At 67.3% G+C, this 19,634-nt stretch carries 21 protein-coding genes and 1 pseudogene; 14 read left to right on the top strand and 8 right to left on the bottom strand.

Annotation, left to right across the window (positions count from 1 at the left end; translation table 11 throughout):
- The first annotated feature begins 114 nt into the window (after positions 1 to 114).
- The 6 genes from QN347_RS04580 to QN347_RS04555 all read left to right on the top strand — a co-directional run bounded on the left by QN347_RS04580 (position 115) and on the right by QN347_RS04555 (position 6,014).
- The gene (locus tag QN347_RS04580) at positions 115 to 1,008 is read left to right on the top strand and encodes a PAS domain-containing protein (protein ID WP_322159712.1); all 894 of its coding nucleotides are present in this window, start codon (positions 115 to 117) and stop codon (positions 1,006 to 1,008) included.
- Positions 1,009 to 1,131: 123 nt separating this feature from the next.
- On the top strand, positions 1,132 to 1,794 hold the full coding sequence (locus tag QN347_RS04575; RefSeq protein ID WP_322159714.1) for a DUF6975 family protein: 663 nt from the start codon (positions 1,132 to 1,134) through the stop codon (positions 1,792 to 1,794).
- Positions 1,795 to 1,866: 72 nt separating this feature from the next.
- Positions 1,867 to 2,721, top strand: coding sequence for an AAA family ATPase (locus QN347_RS04570; RefSeq protein ID WP_133187249.1), 855 nt, complete (start codon positions 1,867 to 1,869; stop codon positions 2,719 to 2,721).
- Positions 2,722 to 2,820: 99 nt separating this feature from the next.
- Positions 2,821 to 3,384 (top strand): CHAP domain-containing protein, encoded by a 564-nt coding sequence (locus QN347_RS04565; RefSeq protein ID WP_189676814.1) that lies wholly within the window; start codon positions 2,821 to 2,823, stop codon positions 3,382 to 3,384.
- 59 nt (positions 3,385 to 3,443) lie between these two features.
- Positions 3,444 to 4,826: a hypothetical protein gene (locus QN347_RS04560; protein ID WP_322159716.1), complete on the top strand. Its 1,383-nt coding sequence runs from the start codon at positions 3,444 to 3,446 to the stop codon at positions 4,824 to 4,826.
- A gap of 9 nt (positions 4,827 to 4,835) precedes the next feature.
- Entirely contained in the window at positions 4,836 to 6,014 is a 1,179-nt protein-coding gene (locus tag QN347_RS04555) for a vWA domain-containing protein (protein ID WP_322159718.1), read from the top strand.
- Between the two features lie 6 nt (positions 6,015 to 6,020).
- Here QN347_RS04555 and QN347_RS04550 read toward each other — a convergent pair whose 3' ends face one another.
- From QN347_RS04550 to QN347_RS04535, 4 genes are all read right to left on the bottom strand, one after another.
- Complete coding sequence (locus QN347_RS04550) at positions 6,021 to 6,164, bottom strand: hypothetical protein (RefSeq protein WP_157134576.1); 144 nt, start codon at positions 6,162 to 6,164, stop codon at positions 6,021 to 6,023.
- Positions 6,165 to 6,318: 154 nt separating this feature from the next.
- Positions 6,319 to 7,515, bottom strand: a complete 1,197-nt coding sequence (locus QN347_RS04545) for a DUF1343 domain-containing protein (RefSeq protein ID WP_322159719.1) — start codon at positions 7,513 to 7,515, stop codon at positions 6,319 to 6,321.
- Positions 7,512 to 8,087 (bottom strand): DOMON-like domain-containing protein, encoded by a 576-nt coding sequence (locus QN347_RS04540; RefSeq protein ID WP_322159721.1) that lies wholly within the window; start codon positions 8,085 to 8,087, stop codon positions 7,512 to 7,514. The genes QN347_RS04545 and QN347_RS04540 overlap by 4 nt, the downstream gene beginning before the upstream one ends.
- Positions 8,084 to 8,572 (bottom strand): hypothetical protein, encoded by a 489-nt coding sequence (locus QN347_RS04535; protein ID WP_322159722.1) that lies wholly within the window; start codon positions 8,570 to 8,572, stop codon positions 8,084 to 8,086. Before QN347_RS04535 ends, QN347_RS04540 begins: the two co-directional genes overlap by 4 nt.
- Before the next feature lie 132 nt (positions 8,573 to 8,704).
- Here QN347_RS04535 and rimO point away from each other — a divergent pair, with 132 nt between their 5' ends.
- Genes rimO through QN347_RS04520 form a run of 3 tightly spaced genes read left to right on the top strand, consistent with a single transcriptional unit; the run spans position 8,705 to position 11,856 of the window.
- Complete coding sequence (gene rimO / locus QN347_RS04530; RefSeq protein ID WP_322159723.1) at positions 8,705 to 10,036, top strand: 30S ribosomal protein S12 methylthiotransferase RimO; 1,332 nt, start codon at positions 8,705 to 8,707, stop codon at positions 10,034 to 10,036.
- A 45-nt stretch (positions 10,037 to 10,081) separates the two neighbouring features.
- Complete coding sequence (locus QN347_RS04525; protein ID WP_322159725.1) at positions 10,082 to 11,473, top strand: leucyl aminopeptidase family protein; 1,392 nt, start codon at positions 10,082 to 10,084, stop codon at positions 11,471 to 11,473.
- Positions 11,470 to 11,856 carry a hypothetical protein gene (locus QN347_RS04520; protein WP_322159727.1) on the top strand — a complete coding sequence of 129 codons (387 nt, stop codon included), beginning with the start codon at positions 11,470 to 11,472 and terminating at the stop codon, positions 11,854 to 11,856. Before QN347_RS04525 ends, QN347_RS04520 begins: the two co-directional genes overlap by 4 nt.
- Before the next feature lie 113 nt (positions 11,857 to 11,969).
- On the opposite strand, the gene QN347_RS04515 is transcribed toward QN347_RS04520, so the two are convergent.
- Positions 11,970 to 12,395: a hypothetical protein gene (locus tag QN347_RS04515; RefSeq protein ID WP_322159728.1), complete on the bottom strand. Its 426-nt coding sequence runs from the start codon at positions 12,393 to 12,395 to the stop codon at positions 11,970 to 11,972.
- 50 nt (positions 12,396 to 12,445) lie between these two features.
- Here QN347_RS04515 and QN347_RS04510 point away from each other — a divergent pair, with 50 nt between their 5' ends.
- Positions 12,446 to 12,793, top strand: coding sequence for a hypothetical protein (locus QN347_RS04510; protein WP_322159730.1), 348 nt, complete (start codon positions 12,446 to 12,448; stop codon positions 12,791 to 12,793).
- A gap of 22 nt (positions 12,794 to 12,815) precedes the next feature.
- On the top strand, positions 12,816 to 13,304 hold the full coding sequence (locus QN347_RS04505; RefSeq protein ID WP_322159731.1) for a hypothetical protein: 489 nt from the start codon (positions 12,816 to 12,818) through the stop codon (positions 13,302 to 13,304).
- A 189-nt stretch (positions 13,305 to 13,493) separates the two neighbouring features.
- Here QN347_RS04505 and QN347_RS04500 read toward each other — a convergent pair whose 3' ends face one another.
- Together QN347_RS04500 and tpiA are read right to left on the bottom strand one after the other, a co-directional pair.
- Positions 13,494 to 14,093 carry a hypothetical protein gene (locus QN347_RS04500; protein WP_322159732.1) on the bottom strand — a complete coding sequence of 200 codons (600 nt, stop codon included), beginning with the start codon at positions 14,091 to 14,093 and terminating at the stop codon, positions 13,494 to 13,496.
- 8 nt (positions 14,094 to 14,101) lie between these two features.
- A complete protein-coding gene (tpiA, locus tag QN347_RS04495; RefSeq protein ID WP_322159734.1) occupies positions 14,102 to 14,839 on the bottom strand; it encodes a triose-phosphate isomerase in 738 nt (245 codons plus the stop codon).
- Positions 14,840 to 14,984: 145 nt separating this feature from the next.
- Here tpiA and QN347_RS04490 point away from each other — a divergent pair, with 145 nt between their 5' ends.
- Together QN347_RS04490 and trpE are read left to right on the top strand one after the other, a co-directional pair.
- A complete protein-coding gene (locus QN347_RS04490; protein WP_322159735.1) occupies positions 14,985 to 16,943 on the top strand; it encodes a peptidylprolyl isomerase in 1,959 nt (652 codons plus the stop codon).
- Entirely contained in the window at positions 16,927 to 18,450 is a 1,524-nt protein-coding gene (trpE, locus tag QN347_RS04485; protein WP_322159737.1) for an anthranilate synthase component I, read from the top strand. Before QN347_RS04490 ends, trpE begins: the two co-directional genes overlap by 17 nt.
- 14 nt (positions 18,451 to 18,464) lie before the next feature.
- On the opposite strand, the gene QN347_RS04480 is transcribed toward trpE, so the two are convergent.
- On the bottom strand, positions 18,465 to 18,908 hold the full coding sequence (locus tag QN347_RS04480; RefSeq protein WP_322159739.1) for a hypothetical protein: 444 nt from the start codon (positions 18,906 to 18,908) through the stop codon (positions 18,465 to 18,467).
- Positions 18,909 to 19,018: 110 nt separating this feature from the next.
- Between QN347_RS04480 and QN347_RS04475 the strand changes: the two are divergent.
- Positions 19,019 to 19,609: pseudogene (locus QN347_RS04475) on the top strand (anthranilate synthase component II); the annotation flags it as partial.
- Positions 19,610 to 19,634: the final 25 nt, after the last annotated feature.

The raw sequence follows: 19,634 nt of genomic DNA, 5'->3' as shown, positions 1-19,634 counted from the left end.
TACCGTCAGATACGCGATTTGCGTACCGCCGACCTTCGCAAATCCGCCGCAAGATGGGTCCATTTCGGCGTGACAGTGTGACGGCGGCGGCGACTTTTGCGTACGCCTTGCGCGATGTCGTCGCACCCCGCCCTCGCCGCTGACCAGCTCGTCACCGCCTCGGACCTCGTGCGCCATTTCGGCGCGTGGCAGGAGCGCGCCGCGCGTGCCCCGCTCTATATCCTCCATCGCGGTCGCCCGCGCTTCGTGCTGACCTCGATCGAGACGATGGATGCGCTGTGCGCGGCGCAATCCTCGCTGCCCGCTCCAACGCCCATCGATGCGATCGCGGTGCTCGATGCGATCGGCGACTCGGTGCTCGTCGCCGATTCGTCGGGCGCGATCCTCGGTTCGAGCCGGGCGGCGCGCGCGTATTTCGGCGTCCTGGCGCGGCCGGGCGCGCCCGTCGATGCGATCGTGCCGCCTGGCGTCCGCGCGACGCTTGCCACGGCAATCCGCCAAGTGATCGACCGCGGCATCGGCGAGCGGCTCGAAATCGCATCGGCGGCGCGCGCGGGGCGGATGCTGTTGCTCGCAATCGAGCCGGCCGGTGCCGGCGTCGCGATCATCGCTCAAGACGCGACACGCGATCGCGACTCGCGCGCAGCGCACGCTACCAGCGCGGCGCTCGCCGTCGCCGGAATCGCGACCGTAACACTCGATCCCGACGGCATGCTCGGCGAGCCGATCAGCGGGGCGTTCGGTGCGATGCTCGACCTCGCTTCTGCGGTGCCGTTCCAGCAGCGCTTCGCCGCTTTCTTCGCAGCGGACGAACGCCCCGCGTTCGAGGCGGCGCTCGCCGACGCGCTCGGCGGCAAGGCGACCGCCCCGCTCGACAGCGCTCTGCTCCGCGCCGCCCATCCGGCGCTTCGCGTCCGGATTGCGCTCGCGCCGATCCGCCGCGATGGCGCGATCGTCGGCGCGGTCGCGGTGATCGTTGCCGCGTGTCAGATCAGCGATCTGGTTTAGGTACCCTTAACTGCCTCTAAACCAGCTCTTTACGCGGTTCGGTATATCCCTTTGTTGCACTCCTCGCAGCGAACAACGCCCGCGCCACTTCCGGCTCGGGACAAGAGGGACAATACGGAGCTCATGGCGATCGCATCCAATCATTCCACGACAGCGGCAGACGCAGGCTGCATCGCGGCCTTGGCGATCGACGACGGCGTTGCCGGGCACACGCTGTTCCGGCGGCTGTCGGCGCCTGGCGCTGCCGGGCGCGACCTTGCCGATGCCGTGCACGCCTTGTGCTCGGTCCACGGCCGGCTCAACGATCTGTTCGACGAAGCCGCGCGGCGCAGCGTGGCCGAGCTCGACAATCGCTGGATCGCCGCGGCCGCCGAGGGCTTCCAACTCGAACGCGGCTACCTCGCGCATCTGACGGCCGCGGTCGGGCCACTGCCATCGACACCGGGCCAGGCCGAGAGCGACGCCGCCTTCGCCGCGATGCGCCATACCTTCGACATGCTCGCGCGGTCGGATCGCGCGGGCTGCTCGACCGGCGCGGCGCTCGCGCTGGTGATCGACTGGCATGCCTTCCGCGCAATCCTCGATGCGGCGGCGCGCCGGGCCGGCTCGACGATCGCCGCGACGCAGCTCCCCGACATCGCCGAAACCAAGACGATCGCCGAAGGCCACGGTGCCAGCGCTGCGGTCCGCCGCGCGATGGCGTTCGGTGCGCAACAGACCTTCGCGCAGCATCGCGGCCTGTGCGACTTGATCGAGGCGCGCGCGATCGCACGCGATCGGCTCTAGCCGCAGCTTGCACTGCGGCCCCGTTTCCCTCTATCGCCGTACCCGGTATTCAAATGAAACGGGATTGCAGCGATGAAGCGTTTCGAGGGCACACAGGGCTATGTCGCGACCGACGACCTCAAGGTCGCCGTCAACGCCGCCGTCACGCTGCGCCGGCCGCTGCTCGTCAAGGGCGAGCCCGGCACCGGCAAGACGGTGCTTGCCTACGAGATCGCCAAGGCGCTGGGTGCCGAGCTGATCGAGTGGAACATCAAGTCGACCACCAAGGCCCAACAGGGCCTGTACGAATATGACGCCGTCGCGCGGCTCCGCGACGGTCAGCTCGGCGACGAACGGGTCCACGACATCGCCAATTACATCCGCCGCGGCAAATTGTGGGAAGCCTTCACGCGCGACACGCCCCCCGTCCTGCTGATCGACGAGATCGACAAGGCCGACATCGAATTCCCCAACGATCTGTTGCAGGAACTCGATCGCATGGAATTCCATGTCTACGAGACCAAGGAAACGGTCCGCGCGGTCGAGCGCCCGATCGTCATCATCACCAGCAACAACGAGAAGGAACTGCCCGACGCGTTCCTGCGCCGCTGCTTCTTCCACTACATCAAATTTCCCGACCGTGCGACGATGCAGGCGATCGTCGACGTCCACTTCCCCGGCATCCAGAAGATCCTCGTCAACCGCGCGATGGATATCTTCTACGACGTGCGCGACGTCCCCGGCCTCAAGAAGAAGCCGAGCACGAGCGAATTGCTCGACTGGCTCAAGCTGCTGCTCCACGAGGACATGCCGCTCGACGTCTTGCAGAACCGCGATCCGACCAAGGCGATCCCGCCGCTCCACGGCGCGCTGCTCAAGAACGAGCAGGACGTGATGCTGTTCGAACGCCTCGCCTTCATGGCCAAACGACAGCAGAACAAGGGCTGAGCGGTTGATCGCACGCGATCCGGTCGAACGATGGTAACCTCAGCTTAAACCCTTTCCCGTTACGCGGTCTTTGGGGGGCACCCGGTATCGGATGCCTGTATGCGTAACCTTTTTCCCTTGCTGTTCGCGGCCGCGCTGCTGCCGCTCGGTATGCCCGCAGGTGCGAAGACCTCGCTGCTCGACTATGTCGGCCAGTGCGTACCGTTCGCGCGCGCGGCCTCGGGCATCGCGATCTATGGCGACGCCTGGACCTGGTGGACGCAAGCCGCGGGACGGTATCAGCGCGGCGATATCCCCCGCCCTGGCGCGGTGATCGTGTTCGAACGCACGTCACGGCTGCCGCTCGGCCATGTCGCGGTGATCAGTCGAGTGGTCGACAGCCATGTCGTGATGGTGACGCACGCCAATTGGTCGCGCCAGAACGGCGAACGCGGCCATGCCGAGCAGGACGTCACGCTCACCGACGTTTCGCCACGCGGCGACTGGAGCGCGGTCAAAGTGTGGTACCGCGACATGGATGGCCTGGGGAGCACGATCTATCCGACCTACGGCTTCGTTTATGGCAGCACGCTCGATCATGGCAGCCGCGCCCAGCCCGCCCCCGAACTCACCGGACGCGATCCCGATTATGTCGGCGCGCTGATCGACTCGTACGTTCGGTAAAGCGTTAACCATCGCGCAACGTCGCGTCGCTAGACCCGCCGTATCGGGGGGCGTATCGGGTGCAGCGGCAATTTTCCTTCTTCCTTGCGGCGATCATGCTGCTTGGCCTCGGCCTGCGAACCGCCGCGGCGACAGGCGGTCTGTGGCTCGATGAAGCGTGGTCGGCCGAGCTCGCGCACATGGCGGGGACGCCGCTCGGGGTTTTCCTCAAGATCAATCACGACAACAATCACCATCTCAATTCGCTATGGTTGCAGTTCGTCGGCTTCGACGCGCCCCCATTGTTGCAGCGCGCGCTGTCGATCGTCGCTGGCACATTGGCGATCCCCGTCGCCGCGGAGATCTTTCGCCGACGCAGCCACGGCATCGCGCTGATCGCTGCGCTGCTGTTCGCCGTCTCGCCGATGGTCGTAACGATGGGATCGGAAGCGCGCGGCTATGCGGGCATGTCGCTCGCCTTGCTCCTCGCGATCCTGCTCATCGATCGCTGGCTGGTCGACGAACGCGGCGAGCGTACGCGGATGCGGCTGGCCTTGTGCTTTGCGCTCGGCGCGCTGTCGCAACTGACGATGCTGTTCGGCTGCATTGCCCTGATCGGCTGGGTGTTCTTGACGCTGTACGCGCGACACGGCGTTGTCGTCGCCGCGAGGCGGGCGTTCGTCCTGTTCTTTCCAGCGGTGATCACGCTCGGCATCGTGCTCGGCGTCCTCGCCGGGGCGGCCTTGGCCAGCCCGCTGGGATTTCAATTCGGCGATTACAAACCGTTCGAGCTTCTGCTCTTCCTCCACGCGATCGTCGAAATGCTCGGCTACACGATTGGCTGGCCGATCGTTTCGCTCTGGCTGATGCCCGCCGCGCTGATCCTGGTGGTTCTGGCGCGGCGTCTCGGCACCGACCGCGCGATCTTCTATACGCTTGCGATAGCGGCGTTTCCGGTGACCCTCGCCATCCTCCACGCCGGCAATCCCGGGCACCCGCGCTATTACCTGGTGGCAGCGCTTGCCTTGCTGTTGCTGATCGCCGAGGCCAGCGGAACGATGATCGCGCGGGGCGGGTGGCACCGCGGACTCGCTTTGCTCGCGCTGGCAGGAATAACCGCCGGCAGCCTGTGGCAGGATGTCGACCTCATCCGCAACCAGCGCGGAGACCCCACCCAAGCGATCATCGCGATGCGCGCGCGCGCGCCGCGCGGTGGCGTGGTCGTCATCGACCGCTGGATGGGACAAGCGATGCTCGAGGTTGCCGCGGCGCATCTGCACTACCCGATCACGGTCCTGGCCCCCGGGTGCAAGCCCGTCCGCTTCCTGTTCGTCGATCGCTTCAAGGGCGAGAGCTTCCCGGTCGATCCGGTCCGATGCGGGGTACGCTATCGCGCCTTTGCGTCCGCGCGCGCGCATGGCCTGTCGGGATCCCACTGGACACTGTACGAGCGCCGGCCCTAGCATGGCGCCATGTTCCTAAATTTCCTCGACGAGCTCCGCGCCGCCGGCATCCCCGCCAGCCTCAAGGAGCATCTGCTCCTGCTCGAGGCGCTCGACGCCGAAGTGATCGACCGCACGCCCGAGGATTTCTATTATCTGTCGCGCGCCGTCTACGTGAAGGACGAGGGGCTGCTCGACAAGTTCGACCAGGTCTTCGCCAAGGTCTTCAAGGGCATCGCCACCACCTTCGGCCAGACCAGCGCCGATATCCCCGCCGACTGGTTGAAGGCCGTCGCCGAGAAATATCTCAGCGCTGAGGAAATGGCGAAGATCGAATCGCTCGGGTCGTGGGACGAGATCATGGAGACGCTCAAGAAGCGGCTCGACGAGCAGCACGAGCGCCACCAGGGCGGCAGCAAGTGGATCGGCACTGGCGGCACCAGCCCGTACGGCAATAGCGGCTACAATCCCGAGGGCGTCCGTATCGGCGGCGAAAGCGTCCACAAGCGCGCGCTGAAGGTGTGGGACCAGCGCGACTTCAAGAACCTCGACAACACGAAAGAGCTCGGCACCCGCAACATCAAGATCGCGCTGCGCCGCTTGCGCAAGTTCGCGCGCGAGGGCGCGGCCGACGAGCTCGACATCGACGCGACGATCGCCGGCACCGCGCGCCAGGGCTGGCTCGACGTCGTCATGCGCGCCGAGCGGCGCAATGCGGTCAAGCTGCTGCTGTTCCTCGACGTCGGCGGATCGATGGACCCGTGGGTCAAGCTCTGCGAAGAGCTGTTCTCGGCGGCGACGACCGAGTTCAAGAACCTCGAATTCTTCTATTTCCACAATTGCCCGTACGAAGGCGTGTGGAAGGACAACACCCGCCGCTTTTCCGAACGGACGCCGATGTGGGACGTGCTCCACAAGTTCGGCCACGACTATAAGCTCGTGTTCGTCGGCGATGCCTCGATGAGCCCGTACGAAATCACGCATCCCGGCGGCTCGGTCGAGCATTTCAACGAGGAATCGGGTGCGGTATGGATGCAGCGGCTGACCAACACCTATCCCGCGGCGGTGTGGCTCAACCCGATCCCCGAACAGCAATGGGGCTATTCGCAGAGCCTGCGCATCATCCGCGAGCTGATGACCGACCGGATGTACCCGCTGACGCTCGCCGGCCTCGACTACGCGATGCGCGAGTTGACGCGCAAGCGGTGAGCCGGGTCAGGCCGGCATCGCCTGGAGTTTCTGCAGATAGGTCTCGACGAGGACGAGGCGGCGCTGGCGGCCCTCCTCGGTAACGGCGCGCGCGGCGGCAAGGCGTTCTGCGACGACACGGCGCATGTAGAAGTGACGATCGGATTCCACGACGTTTCTCCGGCACACGATACGACCCCCCCGGGCCGGCAATCGATAGAATTGTCATGGAATACCGAGGGATGAAGCGCCACCTTCGAATCCCGTCACACCCCCGAGTCGTTGCGCAAGCGCGACGAAACGAGTGTCGTATCCGTCCTATCGCTCAATAGAGCAGGAAACGCGCCCGCGACTCGGCCCAATCGGCCTCGTCGGGCTGTGTCATCGCGTCCAAGGCGCGCGGCGTCGCCGCCGAGTCGTCGGTCCATTCGCGCAAGCCCGGGCCGCCATTGATCACGTCGATCGGCAATTTCCCGAAGGCATATTCGTACGGGAAATCGCGCCACAGATCGTAATCGGGATACAACCCACGGATCGCCTTGAACGCCAGCGCCTGGACGCGCCAAGGACGGAACGCGGCGTGAGTGTAGCCCGGACCCTCCGCATGGATGTGAACACCGTTGCACAAGGTCTTCACATGCTTGTGGAAAGTCGGCTCGAACCAGATGTCGCGCAGCTGGCAGCCATCGAGCCATTCGGGCGCCAGCCGACGCATTTCGGCCACGACCGCGCGGGCGTCGATATCGGGGGCGCCGAACAGTTCGAGCGGACGCGTCGTGCCGCGGCCTTCGGACAGCGTGGTGCCCTCGAGCATCACCGTGCCGGGGTAAGCGCGCGCCATCATCGCGTTGGGGGCGTTGGGGCTGGGGTTGATCCACACCCGGTCGCTCGGCCAGCCGAAACCCGGCGCGACGTCGGGCTGCCAGCCCTCCATTTCGATGACGTGATAGTCGACGTCGAGCTTGAGCAGGTCGATGAACCAATGGCCGAGCTCGCCCATCGTCAGCCCGTGGCGCATCGGCATCGGCCCGGCGCCGACGAAGCTCTCCCAGCCGGGGCGCAGCGTCAGCCCCTCGATCGGCCGGCCGATCGGGTTCGGGCGGTCGAGCACCCACACCGTCTTGCCGTGCTCGGCGGCGGCCTCGAGCACGTAGCGCAGCGTCGTGACGAAGGTGTAGATCCGCGTGCCGAGATCCTGCAGGTCGACCAGCATCACGTCGAACGTGCCCATCGACTGCCCGGTGGGCTTGCGCACTTCGCCATACAGGCTGAACACCGGCATGCCGTAAGTCGGATCGGTAAAGTCGGGCGATTCGATCATGTTGTCCTGCAGGTCGCCGCGCACACCGTGCTGCGGGCCGAACATCGCGGTGACGTTCAGACCCGCGGCGATCAGCGCATCGACCGAATGCGTCAAATCGGCGGTGACCGAGGCAGGATGCGCGAGCAAAGCAACGCGCTTGCCCGCGAGCGGGGCGCGCAAGGCGGGGTCGGCGAGGAGGCGATCGATACCGAATTTCATGGCTGCTCAGGTGCCGGGAGGGTTGCGATAAAGCAATCCCGGTTGTGGAAATCGGGCGGCCCGTCGGTGTGGGCGAGCGCCCAGAAGGATTTGGTGCCGTCGGTTTCCTCGATCACCGCGGTCAGTGCCATCTCGAGCGGCCCGCTGGGAAGATCGGCGAGCGATTGCTCGACTTCGACGAGATACGCCGAATTGTCGTCGCCACGGTCGACGCGCGGATCGACCGCGAGCGGCAGATCGTGCCCGCCCGCGCGATGCGCCGCGAAGCGATACGCCGCCCAGCGAGTCGAGGGCGAATAGTTGAACTCGACATAGCCGGCATCGCCCGCCACGCCGAGGAACAGCTCGCAACACGTCGTCTTCCAGAGATCGTCGGTGCGCGCCGCCGCGACCCAATCGGGCAAGGCGACATGGTCGTTGCCCTCGACCATGAAGGTCAGCAGCAGCGTGTCGCCGTCCCTGATGACATCGACATCGACCGCTTCGACCGCGCCGGGCGGCAGATCGGGATGCGCGACCAACCGGTAGCGCGTTGCCTGCGGACGCGGGACCTCGGGGATAAATTCGCTCAACAGCGTCGCTCCTTCGTGTTCCATGCGGGGATCAGCCGCAGCCGCCGCTTGCCCCAATAGCTCAGGTCCATCGAGACGCGGACCGGCGCGCCCTTGCGCGTGTAGAGGATCTGATCGCCGCGCTCGCCATCGCCGGTGCTGCAGTTCTTCCAGCCCTGTTTGTCGAGCACGTCGGTGATCTTGTAGACGGCATATTGGTCGTCCGCGTGCCACAGCGTCAGCTGGTCGAACCCGCCGCCGCCCTCGTGGCCGACCAGATCGACCGCCGCTTCATACGGCCCCGCGCCAAGGAGCATCACGCCGTGGCGGCGGCAGCGCAGGCTGCCCCAATCGGGCTGGACGCAATCGGTAAAGCCAGCGCGGCGCGCGTCGCCGACGCTGCCGCTGACCGGCAACCCGGCGAAGGCGAGATGCGGCGGCGGCGGTCGCTCGGGCGCGCATCCCGCAAGGAGCAGCAACGCCAGCCAGGGTCTAGGATATGCCATGCACATGCATCGATAAGTGCGATCGCGGGATCGGCATAGCGAAGAAACGGCGGCCTTCCATGAAGGCGGGGCAAGGCTTGTACCGCTACCGCTGGAAAAATGGCGCGAACACGCCTATGTGCCGCCGTTCCCATGGCAACAACACTCCCCTCCCCGCCGAAAATCGGCATGGTCTCGCTCGGCTGTCCCAAGAATCTGGTCGATAGCGAGCGGATCCTGACCAAGCTGCGCAGCGATGGCTATGCGATGTCGCCCGATTATGCCGGCGCCGACGTCGTGCTCGTCAACACCTGCGGCTTCCTCGATTCGGCGAAGGAAGAATCGCTCGAAGCGATCGGCGAAGCGATCGCCGAGAATGGCCGCGTCATCGTCACCGGCTGCATGGGCAAGGAAGCGGAGATGATCCGCGCCAAATTCCCCGGCATCCTCGCCGTGACCGGCGCGCATCAGTACGAAGAAGTCGTCGGCGCAGTCCACGAAGCGGCGCCGATGCCGCCGAGCGCGTTTCTTAACCTCGTTCCCGACAGCGGCCTCAAGCTGACGCCGCGCCACTATAGCTATCTGAAGATCAGCGAAGGCTGCAACCACCGCTGCAGCTTCTGCATCATCCCCAGCCTGCGCGGCGACCTCGTCAGCCGCCGCCCCGATGCGATCCTGCGCGAAGCCGAGAAGCTGATCGAAGCCGGCACCAAGGAATTGCTCGTCATCAGCCAGGACACCTCGGCCTACGGCGTCGACATCCGCCACCAGCCGCGGATGTGGCACGGCGAAGAAGTCCGCGCGCACATGACCGACCTGTCGCGCGAACTCGGCAAGCTCGGCGCCTGGGTGCGCCTGCACTACGTCTACCCGTACCCGCATGTCGACCAGGTCATCCCGCTGATGGCCGAGGGGCTGATCCTCCCCTATCTCGACATCCCGTTCCAGCACGCCAGCCGCAACGTCCTCAAGCTGATGAAGCGCCCGGCGAACGAAACCAAGGTGCTCGAGCGCATCAAGACTTGGCGCACGATCGCGCCTGACATCGCGATTCGCTCGACCTTCGTCGTCGGCTTCCCCGGCGAGACCGAGGACGACTTCGCCTATCTGATGGACTGGCTCGAGGAAGCGCAGCTCGACCGCGTCGGCGCGTTCCGCTTCGAGCCGGTCGAAGGCGCCGCCGCGAACGACCTGCCCAACCACGTGCCCGAAGAGATCAAGGAAGAGCGCTACGCCCGCTTGATGGAACTCACCGCGCGCATCTCGGCCGACAAGCTGCAGGCCAAGGTCGGCCGCACGCTCGACGTGATCATCGACGCGGTCGATGAAGAGGGCGGCGCCACCGGCCGCTCGAAGGCCGACGCGCCCGAGATCGACGGCGAGGTCTTCCTGCGCGACGCCGGCCACCTCAAGCAGGGCGACATCGTGGCGGTCAGCATCGAGGATGCCGACGAACACGACCTGTACGGCGTGCCGCTCGCGTAATTACGCGCGGGTTGCGCCTCGGCGCTGCGCTTCCGATAAAGGGGTATGACCTTCGACCCCGCAGCATTGCTGCAACCCGATCGCGGCCAGCCCGCGCGCCTCATCCACGTCGTTCGCCCCGAGGCGTGGGAGGCGTGGCTCGGCGCTCAGCCGCCGCGGATCCGCACCGTGGTCGCCGCGCACCGGCTGACCGGCAAGCCCGGCAATCGCGCGGTGCTGCCGGGCGACAAGCCCGAGGATTGGGCGATGCTGCTCGTCTGCAACGAAAGCCTCGATTCGCCGTGGCGGATCGCCTCGCTCGGCGAACAACTGCCCGAGGGCACCTATCGCCTCGCCGAGGGCGAGCCCGGCGCGGCGATGCTCGGCTGGTGCCTCGCGCAGCATAAGTTCGATCGCTATCGCAGCGACGAAATCCCGGTCGGCGCACGCGTACTGCTCACCGGCGAGCCCGCGCGGATCGAGGAAACCGTTCGCCTCGCGCGCGCCACCGCCAAGGTGCGCGACCTCGTCAACACCGCCGCCGCCGATCTCGGCCCGGCCGAGCTCGAAGCCGAGGCGCAGCAACTCGCCCAGGCCCACGGCGCGACCGTGGCCGTGACGAAGGGCCACGCACTCGAAAAAGGCTATCCGATGATCCACGCGGTCGGCCAGGCCGCCGCGCGCGGGCGCGAGCCGCGGCTGATCGAGCTCGAATGGGGCAATCCCTCGCATCCGCGCATCGCGATCGTCGGCAAGGGCGTGTGCTTCGATTCGGGCGGGCTCGATATCAAGCCGTCGTCGGGGATGCGGCTGATGAAGAAGGACATGGGCGGCGCAGCGCACGCGCTCGCGCTCGCCGGGCTGGTGATGGCGGCGCGGCTCCCCGTGCGGCTGCATCTGCTGATCCCCGCGGTCGAGAACAGCATTTCGGGCAACGCCTTCCGCCCGGGCGACGTGCTCCGCACGCGCAAGGGGCTGACGGTCGAGAACACCAACACCGATGCCGAAGGGCGGCTCGTGCTCGGCGACGCGCTGACGCGTGCGGCAGAGGAAAACCCGACGCTGATCCTCGATTTCGCGACGCTCACCGGCGCGGCGCGCGTCGCGCTCGGGCCCGACCTCCCCGCGACCTTCGCCAATGACGAGGCGCTGGCGGCGGCGTTGCTCGCGGCGGGGACGGCGGTCGGCGATCCGCTGTGGCGGCTGCCGCTGTGGGACGGGTACGACGACATGCTGTCTTCGGACATCGCCGACCTCGTCAACGCCCCCGACGGCGGGTTCGCCGGATCGGTGACCGCCGCGCTGTTCCTGCGCCGCTTCGTCCCCGAGGGCACGCCCTGGGCGCATTTCGACACCTTCGCGTGGCGCCCGAGTTCGAAGCCCGGTCGCCCCAAGGGCGGCGAGGCGCTCGGCCTGCGCGCGGCCTGGGCGATGCTCAAGGGTCGCTTCCCGGCATGATCTACATCCTGATCAACCTCGTGCCGATCCTCGTCGCGACGCTGATCGGGCTCATGCTGGGTGCCGCCTATCACGTGGCGTTCGGGCGCGGGCGCGTAGCGGTCAGCGCGATCGTCGTGGCCGCACTCGGCCTGTTCTGGTTCGCGTCGATCCTGGCCGGCGCGCTGATACTCGCGCCGCCCAAGGCGGCACCATGGATCATGGCGGTGGGCAGCGCGGTGGTGATCTGGGTGGGGTTCGTGCTGCCGGTGGTGGCGGTCACGCAGCGCTACCACGGCGCGGCGCCGCGGCGGATCGTTCGCGACAGCCTGTTCTGGCTGGTGACGATGGTGGCGCAGGCAGTGGCGATGAAGCTGATCGGACTGGTCCCGCCGCCGGTTTGATGTCGGCGAGCGGTTCAACGTCGATTATTGGTGGTAAGCGGACATTCCGCTCAAGGTGCTGTTATTAGTCCGGGCCACTCGTCCCGTGGTGGTGGTCAGCGAACATCCCAGCTTTACCGTGCCGGCTGCACGCTAGCGGCCTTCGGTGGTGCACGATCACCCTCGTAATACATGCTCATGCACAGGCATCCGATCGCCATGCCGATCAGGCCCATCGCGATCTGCACGTCCAGCTTGGTGCGGCGTAGGACAGGCCGGCGCTGGGTCAGTCCGTCGATCAGCCGAACGTTGGCACCGACCGACGTAATGGCGGCTAACCCAAAGAGGATCACTGACAGCCACACGACGCGCGACGCGTTCTGGAGCAAACTGCCGATCAACGTGACCGAGAGCCCTGCGCCGGCGATGCCGACCGTCGCCAGCTGATCGAAGATCTTCGATTGAAGCTCGTAAGGAAGGTCCGCCGATACGGACTCGGGCCGCTCCTCGATGAAGTCAGCGCCCGGCTTCAGCCGGAGTCTATAGAAGAAATCTAGCACGTGCCGCTCCCGATCAAGACCCAAAATCTCGCGGGTCGATAGTCGCAGGGTTGTTGCTCAAGGTCGATACCGAGCGTCCGCTGTCGGGATGGCCATCAGGCAAGCTGGACGTCCGGTTCTGGTCGATCTCCGCCTATCCCCTTTTGCGTCAGAACGCGGGCGTCGTCGCGTCGGGAACGGGGGTCGCGCTCGCGGAGCGCGGACGCGACGGATCGCGGCGGATCGCGGCGGATAGCCTATCCCTGCTGGTGACGGTAATCGCGCAGGCACTGGCGAGGAAACTGATCGAACGGGTCCCGCCGGCGGCGGGATCGTCGCTACGGTGGTTACACGGGTATCGCTGGCGCGCCCCGTCGAAATGGGCGAAGCTCGCGATCGAAAGGACCCTCGGAAAATGACTCGCAGTCGGGATCACGGCCCATGCTGATGGCGGCGTCGCTGCTGCTCCAATTCTCGGTCGCGACGATGGGGTTGATCGCGCACCCATATACGACGCTCTCGGTCTATCGGTCGTCGCGACCGCGATCTGGACCGGAAACCGAGCAGGCGCATTGGGCGGTGCAGCCGACGGCGAAACAGATCGCAGCGATGCCGGCCGCGCATATCACCGGCGGCGCGCGCGCCATGGTGTATTGCAAGGTCGCTGCGCGGGGGACGCTCAACGGCTGCACGATCGAAGCGGTCGAACCCCATCGTCAGCAGGTCCGGTTGTCCGCCCTTGGCGCGACCGCCCTCTACCGCCTGACCGCAGAGGACAGGCTGAAGGTGCGGGAGTCGAAGAAGCCCCCGTACGTCGCCTTGGTCCTGGTGTTTCCCGACAAGCGCGGACGGCTGCCTACGGACTTCAACCCCGCCTTCGCGTGTGCGCCGTATATCATCGGCCCGCCGCGCGGAAAACCGCGCTCCTGACGTCGGTATCGGGTCGCCATCACCCATGACGCTGTCCTACATGTCGGCGGTTATGATATAGACTGTTCTGCTCTTTAACATCGTCGGACCGGCAGGACTGGATTGGCACGAAAACGGAAACGATCGCGATTGTAAACACCGCGTCTTGGGGTCAATCGAGTCAACCGCCCGGCGCCGCGCCCCAAACGATCAGCCAGCGCCCCGCGCCTTCCGCCAGCGCGCCATCGCCGTGTCGTAACGGTCGCGCTCGGCAGCGAGCGCTGCGCTCAGCGCCTTGCCCTCCCGGTCGTGCTGCGCGTCGAGATCGCGCCGCTCGCGGTCGAGCGCGCGTTGGCGGGCGACGAGCTTGGCGTCGGCGGCGCGGTAGCTGCCTTCGAGATCGGCGAGCGCCTGCTCGGCGGCGGCAAGCGCTTCGCTCGAGGGCTTGGGCGGTGGTTCGGGTTTGGGCTCGGCTTTGCGCGGAGCCGACGCCACCCGCTTGGCTCCGCTCCGGCCGACCTTGGCGCGCTCGGCCGGCACATCTTCCGCCGCCTTCGCCGCGCGCGCCGGTAGCGCCGGCAACGCCGCGATCTGCTCGGCGCTCGTCCCGCGCGAGCGCTTGATCACCTCGCCCGGATGCGCCAGCGGCTCGGCCATCAATGCGGGATCGCTCACTTCCTGCGCGATCCCGCGCGCGAACAGGTCGTGCTCGCTTCCCCACGCCGCAAGCGCGGCCTTGCGGCTCGGCGCGGCGACATAGGCGTCGTGAAACCCGGCCGGCACGACGAAGACCTTAAGCTTCCGCGCCACGCCCCCGCTTATGCCGCTTCGATGATCGGCACGAACTTCGCCGCGGTCAGGCTCGCGCCGCCGACCAGCGCGCCGTCGACATCCTCGGTTTCGAGGATCGCCGTCGCATTCGCGCCCGTCACCGATCCGCCATAGAGGATGCGGATCCCGTCGGCGGCATCGCCGACCAGCGTGCGCAGCTTGGCACGCGCGATCGCGTGGACCTCGCCGATCTCGTCGAGCGTCGGGGTGCGCCCCGTGCCGATCGCCCAGCGCGGTTCGTACGCGATCGTCAGCCAGTCGCCCGTCGCGAGATCGGGGACCGATTTCTCGATCTGCGCCTGGACGACGCGCGCGGCACGGCCGGCGTCACGCTCGGCATCGGTTTCGCCGACGCACAGGATCACGCCGAGCCCGTGGCGGTGCGCCGCGCTCGCCTTGGCCCAGGCGTCCTGGCTCGTCTCGCCCTGGTCGGCGCGGCGTTCGCTATGCCCGACGATCGTGAAGCTGGCCCCCGCCTCGGCGAGCATCGACGCCGACAGGCAGCCGGTATGTGCGCCGCTTTCGGCGGCATGGACATCCTCGCCACCGAACGCGAAGCCAGGCACCAGCGCCACCGCGGGCGCGATCAGCGTCGCGGGCAGCGCGATCGACACGTCGACCCCGGGCGCCGCGCGCGCCGCCTCGGCGATCAGGACCAGTTCGGCCAAGGCGGCACGGTTGCCGTTCATCTTCCAATTGCCTGCCACCAGCTTGCGTCGCGCCATCCTGCATCTCTCCCGTTTTGATCGTTGCGCGACAGCGATACCGAAGCGTGCGCGCGGCACAAGTCCAACCGCCTGGGTTGATGCGACCTCGCCTGCCCCCTAAAGCAGCGGCACCACGCTCCAGACAGATTGGCCGTTTCCGACCATGCTCAGCTTTTTCCGCCGAATGATTGCCCACCGGTTCGGAGGCGCGATCGCGCTCGGCTTCGTCGCGTTGCTCGGCCTGGCATTCGTGCTGGGGGACCGCGCCGGCCTGTCGGGCAGCGCCAATCCTGTCGCCAAGGGCGATATCGTCGCCACCGTCGGCAAGAAGACGATCTCGGTCAGCGAGCTGCAGACTGCCGTTCAGCGCGACATGGACGGCTATCGCCAGCAGAACCCGACGCTCGACATGGCGCAGTTCGTCGCGGGCGGCGGGTTCGACGCGACGCTCGAGCGGCTGATCGATTCGACCGCCTATCGCCAGTACGCGCAGGCGCAGGGCATGGTCGTCGGCAAGCCCGCAGTCGATGCGGTGATCGCCGCGCAGCCTGGGCTTTCGGGGCTCGACGGCAAGTTCAGCCAGGAGAAGTATGAAGGCGTGCTGCGCCAGATCGGCATGACCGACGCCGACGTTCGGCTGCAGACCACCGACCAGATCCTCGTCAAGCAATTGTGGCAGTCGCCGCTCAAGGCCAACCAGGTCCCGCTCCAGCTCGCGCTCCCTTACGCCAGCCTGCTGCTCGAGAAGCGCGCCGGCACGATCGGCTTCATCCCGTCGCAGGCGGTGCCCGCCGGCGCCGTGCCGACCGATGCCGAGCTGAACACCTATTACACGCGCAACGCCTCGCGCTACCGCATGCCCGAGCGCCGCGTCGTGCGCTATGCGCTCGTCAACGCTGCCGCCGTTGCTGCCGCTGCGACGCCGACCGCAGCCGAGATCGCCGCTGCCTACCAGGCACAGTCGGGCAAATATGCCGCCGCCGATCTGCGCACGATCGTCCAGGTCGTCGTCGCCGACCAGACCGCGGCGAACGCGCTCGCCGCCAAGGTCCGCGCCGGTACCCCGATCGCACAGGCGGCAAAGGCCGCCGGGCTCGAGCCGGTGACGCTCACCGATACCACCAAGGCGGATTATGCCGCGCAGACCTCGCCGGCGATCGCGAACGCGGCGTTCGGTAGCAAGGCGGGCGACGTCGCAGGGCCGCTGCGCGCGCCGCTCGGCTTCATCGTGCTCAAGGTCGAGAGCCAGCGCGTTCGTGCCGCGACGACGCTCGCCGCCGCGACGCCAGAGCTGACCAAGGCTCTCGCAACCCAGAAGACCGCCAAGCTGCTCACCGACAAGCGCAACGCGTTCGAGGATACGCTGTCGAAGACGAGCTTCGACGGGATCGTCGCGCAGCAGAAGCTGGCCGTGCAGACGACGCCGGCGCTGCTCGCGAGCGGCCAGGATATCGCCAACCCGACCGCCAAGCCCGATCCTGCGATCGCGCCGATCCTCACCGCAGCGTTCGCCGCGCATTCCGGCGATTCGCCGCAGACGGTGCCGCTCGGCCAGGACGGCAGCTTCGCGCTGGTCACGCTCGACAAGATCGTCCCGGCCGCCCCGCGCCCGCTCGCGCAGATCCGCGATCTCGTGATCCGCGACTTCGAGCTGGCGCGCGCGCAGAAGGCGGTCCGCCAGATCGCCGCGGGCGTCGTCGCAGCAGCCAATAAGGGCATGCCGCTGGCACAAGCCTTCGCCGCGACCAAGCTCAAGCTGCCGCCGCTCCGCCCGATCGCAGGTCCGCGTGCGCAGTTGCTCGCCGATCCGCGCGCGGTCTCGGCGCCGCTGCAGATGCTCTTCGCGATGCCGGCGAAGACGACCAAATTGCTCGAGGCGCCCAACAATGCGGGCTATCTGATCGTCCATCTCGACACGATCACGCCGGGCGACGCGAGCGCCAATCCCAAGGTCATCGCGGGAACGCAGAGCGATATCGGCAGCGTGATCGGCCGCGAATATGTCGCGCAGTTCGGCAAGGCGGTGCAGAACGCCGTCGGCACCAAGCGCAACACCTTGGCGATCGCCAAGCTCAAGGCGCAATTGATGGGCGGCGTGAGCGCAGATGACCAGCAGCCCTGATCGCGCCGACCGGGTCGCAGCCCGCGCCGCGTTGGCGGCGGGCAAGCCCGCGCTGCTGTGGCAGCGGCAGGTCGCCGACACCGAGACGCCGGTCGCCGCCGCCCTCAAGCTGATCGAGCCCGGCCGCGGCGACTTCCTGCTCGAATCGGTCGAGGGTGGCGAGACGCGCGGGCGGCACAGCCTGATCGGGCTCGCCCCCGATCTGGTGTTCCGCGCGCACGGCGCCGAGGCCGCGATCAACCCGCATTGGCTGACCGACCGCGACGCCTTCGCGCCGTGCGACGCGCCGACGCTCGATGCTTTGCGCGCGCTCGTCGCGTCGTGCCGGATGGACGTGCCCGCCGAGCTGCCGCGCGCGCTCGCCTGCCTGGTCGGCTATTTCGGCTATGAGACGATCGGGCTGGTCGAGCGGCTCCCACGCCCAGCCAACGACGCGCTCGGCCTGCCCGACATGATGTTCGTGCGTCCGACGGTGATCCTGATCTTCGATCGGCTCGCCGATGCGCTGTTCCTCGTCGCGCCGGTCTGGCCCGATGCCAAGCGCACGCCCGAGGCGATCGTCGCCGAGGGCAGCGAGCGGATCGAGGCGACCGCCGCGCGGCTCGCCACGGCCCAGCTTCCCGCCCCGGTGCGCGCGCCCGCCGCGCAGGAGATCGCGCTGACGCCGACACTCGCGCCGGGGCGCTATGCCGAGATGGTCGCAGCGGCGAAGGACTATATTGTCGCGGGCGACATCTTTCAGGTGGTGCTCGCGCAGCGCTTCACCGCGCCGTTCACGCTGCCGCCGTTCGAGCTGTATCGCGCGCTGCGGCGGATCAACCCGTCGCCGTTCCTCTATCACCTCGACCTGCCAGGCTTCGCGCTGACCGGTTCGAGCCCCGAGATCCTCGTCCGCGTCCGCGACGGCGAAGTCACGATCCGCCCGATCGCGGGCACGCGCCCCCGCGGCAAGACCGCTGCCGAGGACGAAGCCAATCGAGTCGGCCTGCTCGCCGACCCCAAGGAACGCGCCGAACATCTGATGCTGCTCGATCTGGGGCGCAACGATGTCGGCCGCGTCGCCGAGTCGGGCAGCGTGACGGTCACCGCGAGCTACACCACCGAATTCTACAGCCATGTCATGCACATCGTGTCGAACGTCGTCGGCCGACTGTCGCCAGAGCATGACGCGATCGATGCGCTGCTCGCCGGCTTCCCCGCAGGCACCGTCAGCGGCGCGCCGAAGGTCCGCGCGTGCGAGATTATCGCCGAGCTCGAGGACGCCGTGCGCGGCGCGTATGCCGGGGGCGTCGGCTATTTCTCGCCCGACGGTTCGATGGATTCGTGCATCGTGTTGCGGACCGCAGTGGTCAAGGACGGCACGATGCACGTCCAGGCCGGCGCCGGAATTGTTGCGGACAGCGTCGCCGAATATGAGCAACGCGAGTGCGAAGCCAAGGCCGGTGCCTTGCTCGCCGCCGCGCGCGAGGCGATCGCGCGCGCGGCGGAGGTCAGTTTCGGGCAGTAATCAGCCGGCGGCGATCACGGGATCGCTGCCGCCTGGCGCTTGGCTTCGGCCTTTTCGGCGGCATATTGCTGCGCGCGCATCATCGCGCAGCCGGTCTGGCCGCCCGAACCCGTCGGCGAGCATGTGTCAGGCAAGCCTGCCGCACGACGGCCGACCTCATCGGCGACTGCGGCGCGATTGGCCCAGCTCTGGTTCTGCGCCGGGATCGGCTTGTCGTTGCGCAGTTCCTTCGGGATACGATACGGCTCGCCCTGGCGCGCGCACACCACGATCTCGGCATCGGGGTTGGTCGACTTGGGGCACGCCTGGTTCCCCGTCAGCGTGATCGAACGGATGCGCAGCGGGGGCTTGCCAGACTCGGCCTGCTTGGCGGCGGCGTCGTTCTGGTCCGCGGTCTGCGCGAAACTCGACATGGGTAGGACGGCCAGCGTCAAGGCGATGGCAAAGGGGCGCAGCATGGTGAAAAATCTCCTCGAGGATCAACAACGTCTGCCAGGCCAGCTTGATCCAAGCTGAACGCACACATTCGATCATTGTCGCTACACCACAAAAGCGGTAGCGGCGCGCTATGATCCGTGCACAGATCCTCGTCATCGACAATTATGACAGCTTCACCTGGAACCTCGTCCATTATCTGATGGAGCTTGGCGCCGAGGTGAAGGTCGTGCGCAACGACGCGATCACTGCGGCGGATGCGCTCGCGAGCAACGCCACCGGATTTCTCATTTCCCCCGGCCCAAAGACGCCGACCGAGGCGGGCGTGTCGCTCGATCTGGTTGCAGCGTGCGCCGACGCGGGACGGCCGCTGCTCGGCGTGTGCCTCGGGCATCAGGCGATCGGCCAGCATTTCGGCGGCAGCGTGGTGCGCGGCGGGCTGATGCACGGCAAGACGTCTCCCGTGACGCATGACGGGTCGGGCGTGTTCGCCGGCCTCCCCTCGCCTTTCACCGCGACGCGCTATCATTCGTTGATCGTCGAGGATCTGCCCGACGCGCTGGTGGTCAATGCGCGCGCGGACGACGGCTCGGTGATGGGCGTACGCCACGTCACGCTGCCGATCCACGGCGTGCAGTTCCATCCCGAGAGCATCGCGACCGAGCATGGTCACGCATTGCTCGGCAATTTCCTGGCGGATGCGGGTATGATCCTCCCCTCCCGCTTGCGGGAGGGGCCGGGGGAGGGCC

Origin of the sequence: Sphingomonas sp. 10B4 (assembly GCF_035019905.1) — a bacterium.
GTDB classification, from domain to species: domain Bacteria; phylum Pseudomonadota; class Alphaproteobacteria; order Sphingomonadales; family Sphingomonadaceae; genus Sphingomonas; species Sphingomonas glacialis.
Note: the sequence above shows the minus strand (reverse complement) of the source record. Positions and strands in the feature narration are given on the sequence as shown.

Coding starts and splice junctions, on each gene's coding strand:
- trpE (WP_322159737.1), top strand. CDS start 16,927: ATGACCAGCAGCCCTGATCGCGCCGACCGGGTCGCAGCCCGCGCCGCG.
- QN347_RS04575 (WP_322159714.1), top strand. CDS start 1,132: ATGGCGATCGCATCCAATCATTCCACGACAGCGGCAGACGCAGGCTGC.
- QN347_RS04505 (WP_322159731.1), top strand. CDS start 12,816: ATGCTGATGGCGGCGTCGCTGCTGCTCCAATTCTCGGTCGCGACGATG.
- QN347_RS04580 (WP_322159712.1), top strand. CDS start 115: ATGTCGTCGCACCCCGCCCTCGCCGCTGACCAGCTCGTCACCGCCTCG.
- QN347_RS04525 (WP_322159725.1), top strand. CDS start 10,082: ATGACCTTCGACCCCGCAGCATTGCTGCAACCCGATCGCGGCCAGCCC.
- QN347_RS04535 (WP_322159722.1), bottom strand. CDS start 8,572: ATGGCATATCCTAGACCCTGGCTGGCGTTGCTGCTCCTTGCGGGATGC.
- QN347_RS04520 (WP_322159727.1), top strand. CDS start 11,470: ATGATCTACATCCTGATCAACCTCGTGCCGATCCTCGTCGCGACGCTG.
- tpiA (WP_322159734.1), bottom strand. CDS start 14,839: ATGGCGCGACGCAAGCTGGTGGCAGGCAATTGGAAGATGAACGGCAAC.
- QN347_RS04480 (WP_322159739.1), bottom strand. CDS start 18,908: ATGCTGCGCCCCTTTGCCATCGCCTTGACGCTGGCCGTCCTACCCATG.
- QN347_RS04555 (WP_322159718.1), top strand. CDS start 4,836: ATGTTCCTAAATTTCCTCGACGAGCTCCGCGCCGCCGGCATCCCCGCC.
- QN347_RS04570 (WP_133187249.1), top strand. CDS start 1,867: ATGAAGCGTTTCGAGGGCACACAGGGCTATGTCGCGACCGACGACCTC.
- QN347_RS04490 (WP_322159735.1), top strand. CDS start 14,985: ATGCTCAGCTTTTTCCGCCGAATGATTGCCCACCGGTTCGGAGGCGCG.
- QN347_RS04565 (WP_189676814.1), top strand. CDS start 2,821: ATGCGTAACCTTTTTCCCTTGCTGTTCGCGGCCGCGCTGCTGCCGCTC.
- rimO (WP_322159723.1), top strand. CDS start 8,705: ATGGCAACAACACTCCCCTCCCCGCCGAAAATCGGCATGGTCTCGCTC.
- QN347_RS04545 (WP_322159719.1), bottom strand. CDS start 7,515: ATGAAATTCGGTATCGATCGCCTCCTCGCCGACCCCGCCTTGCGCGCC.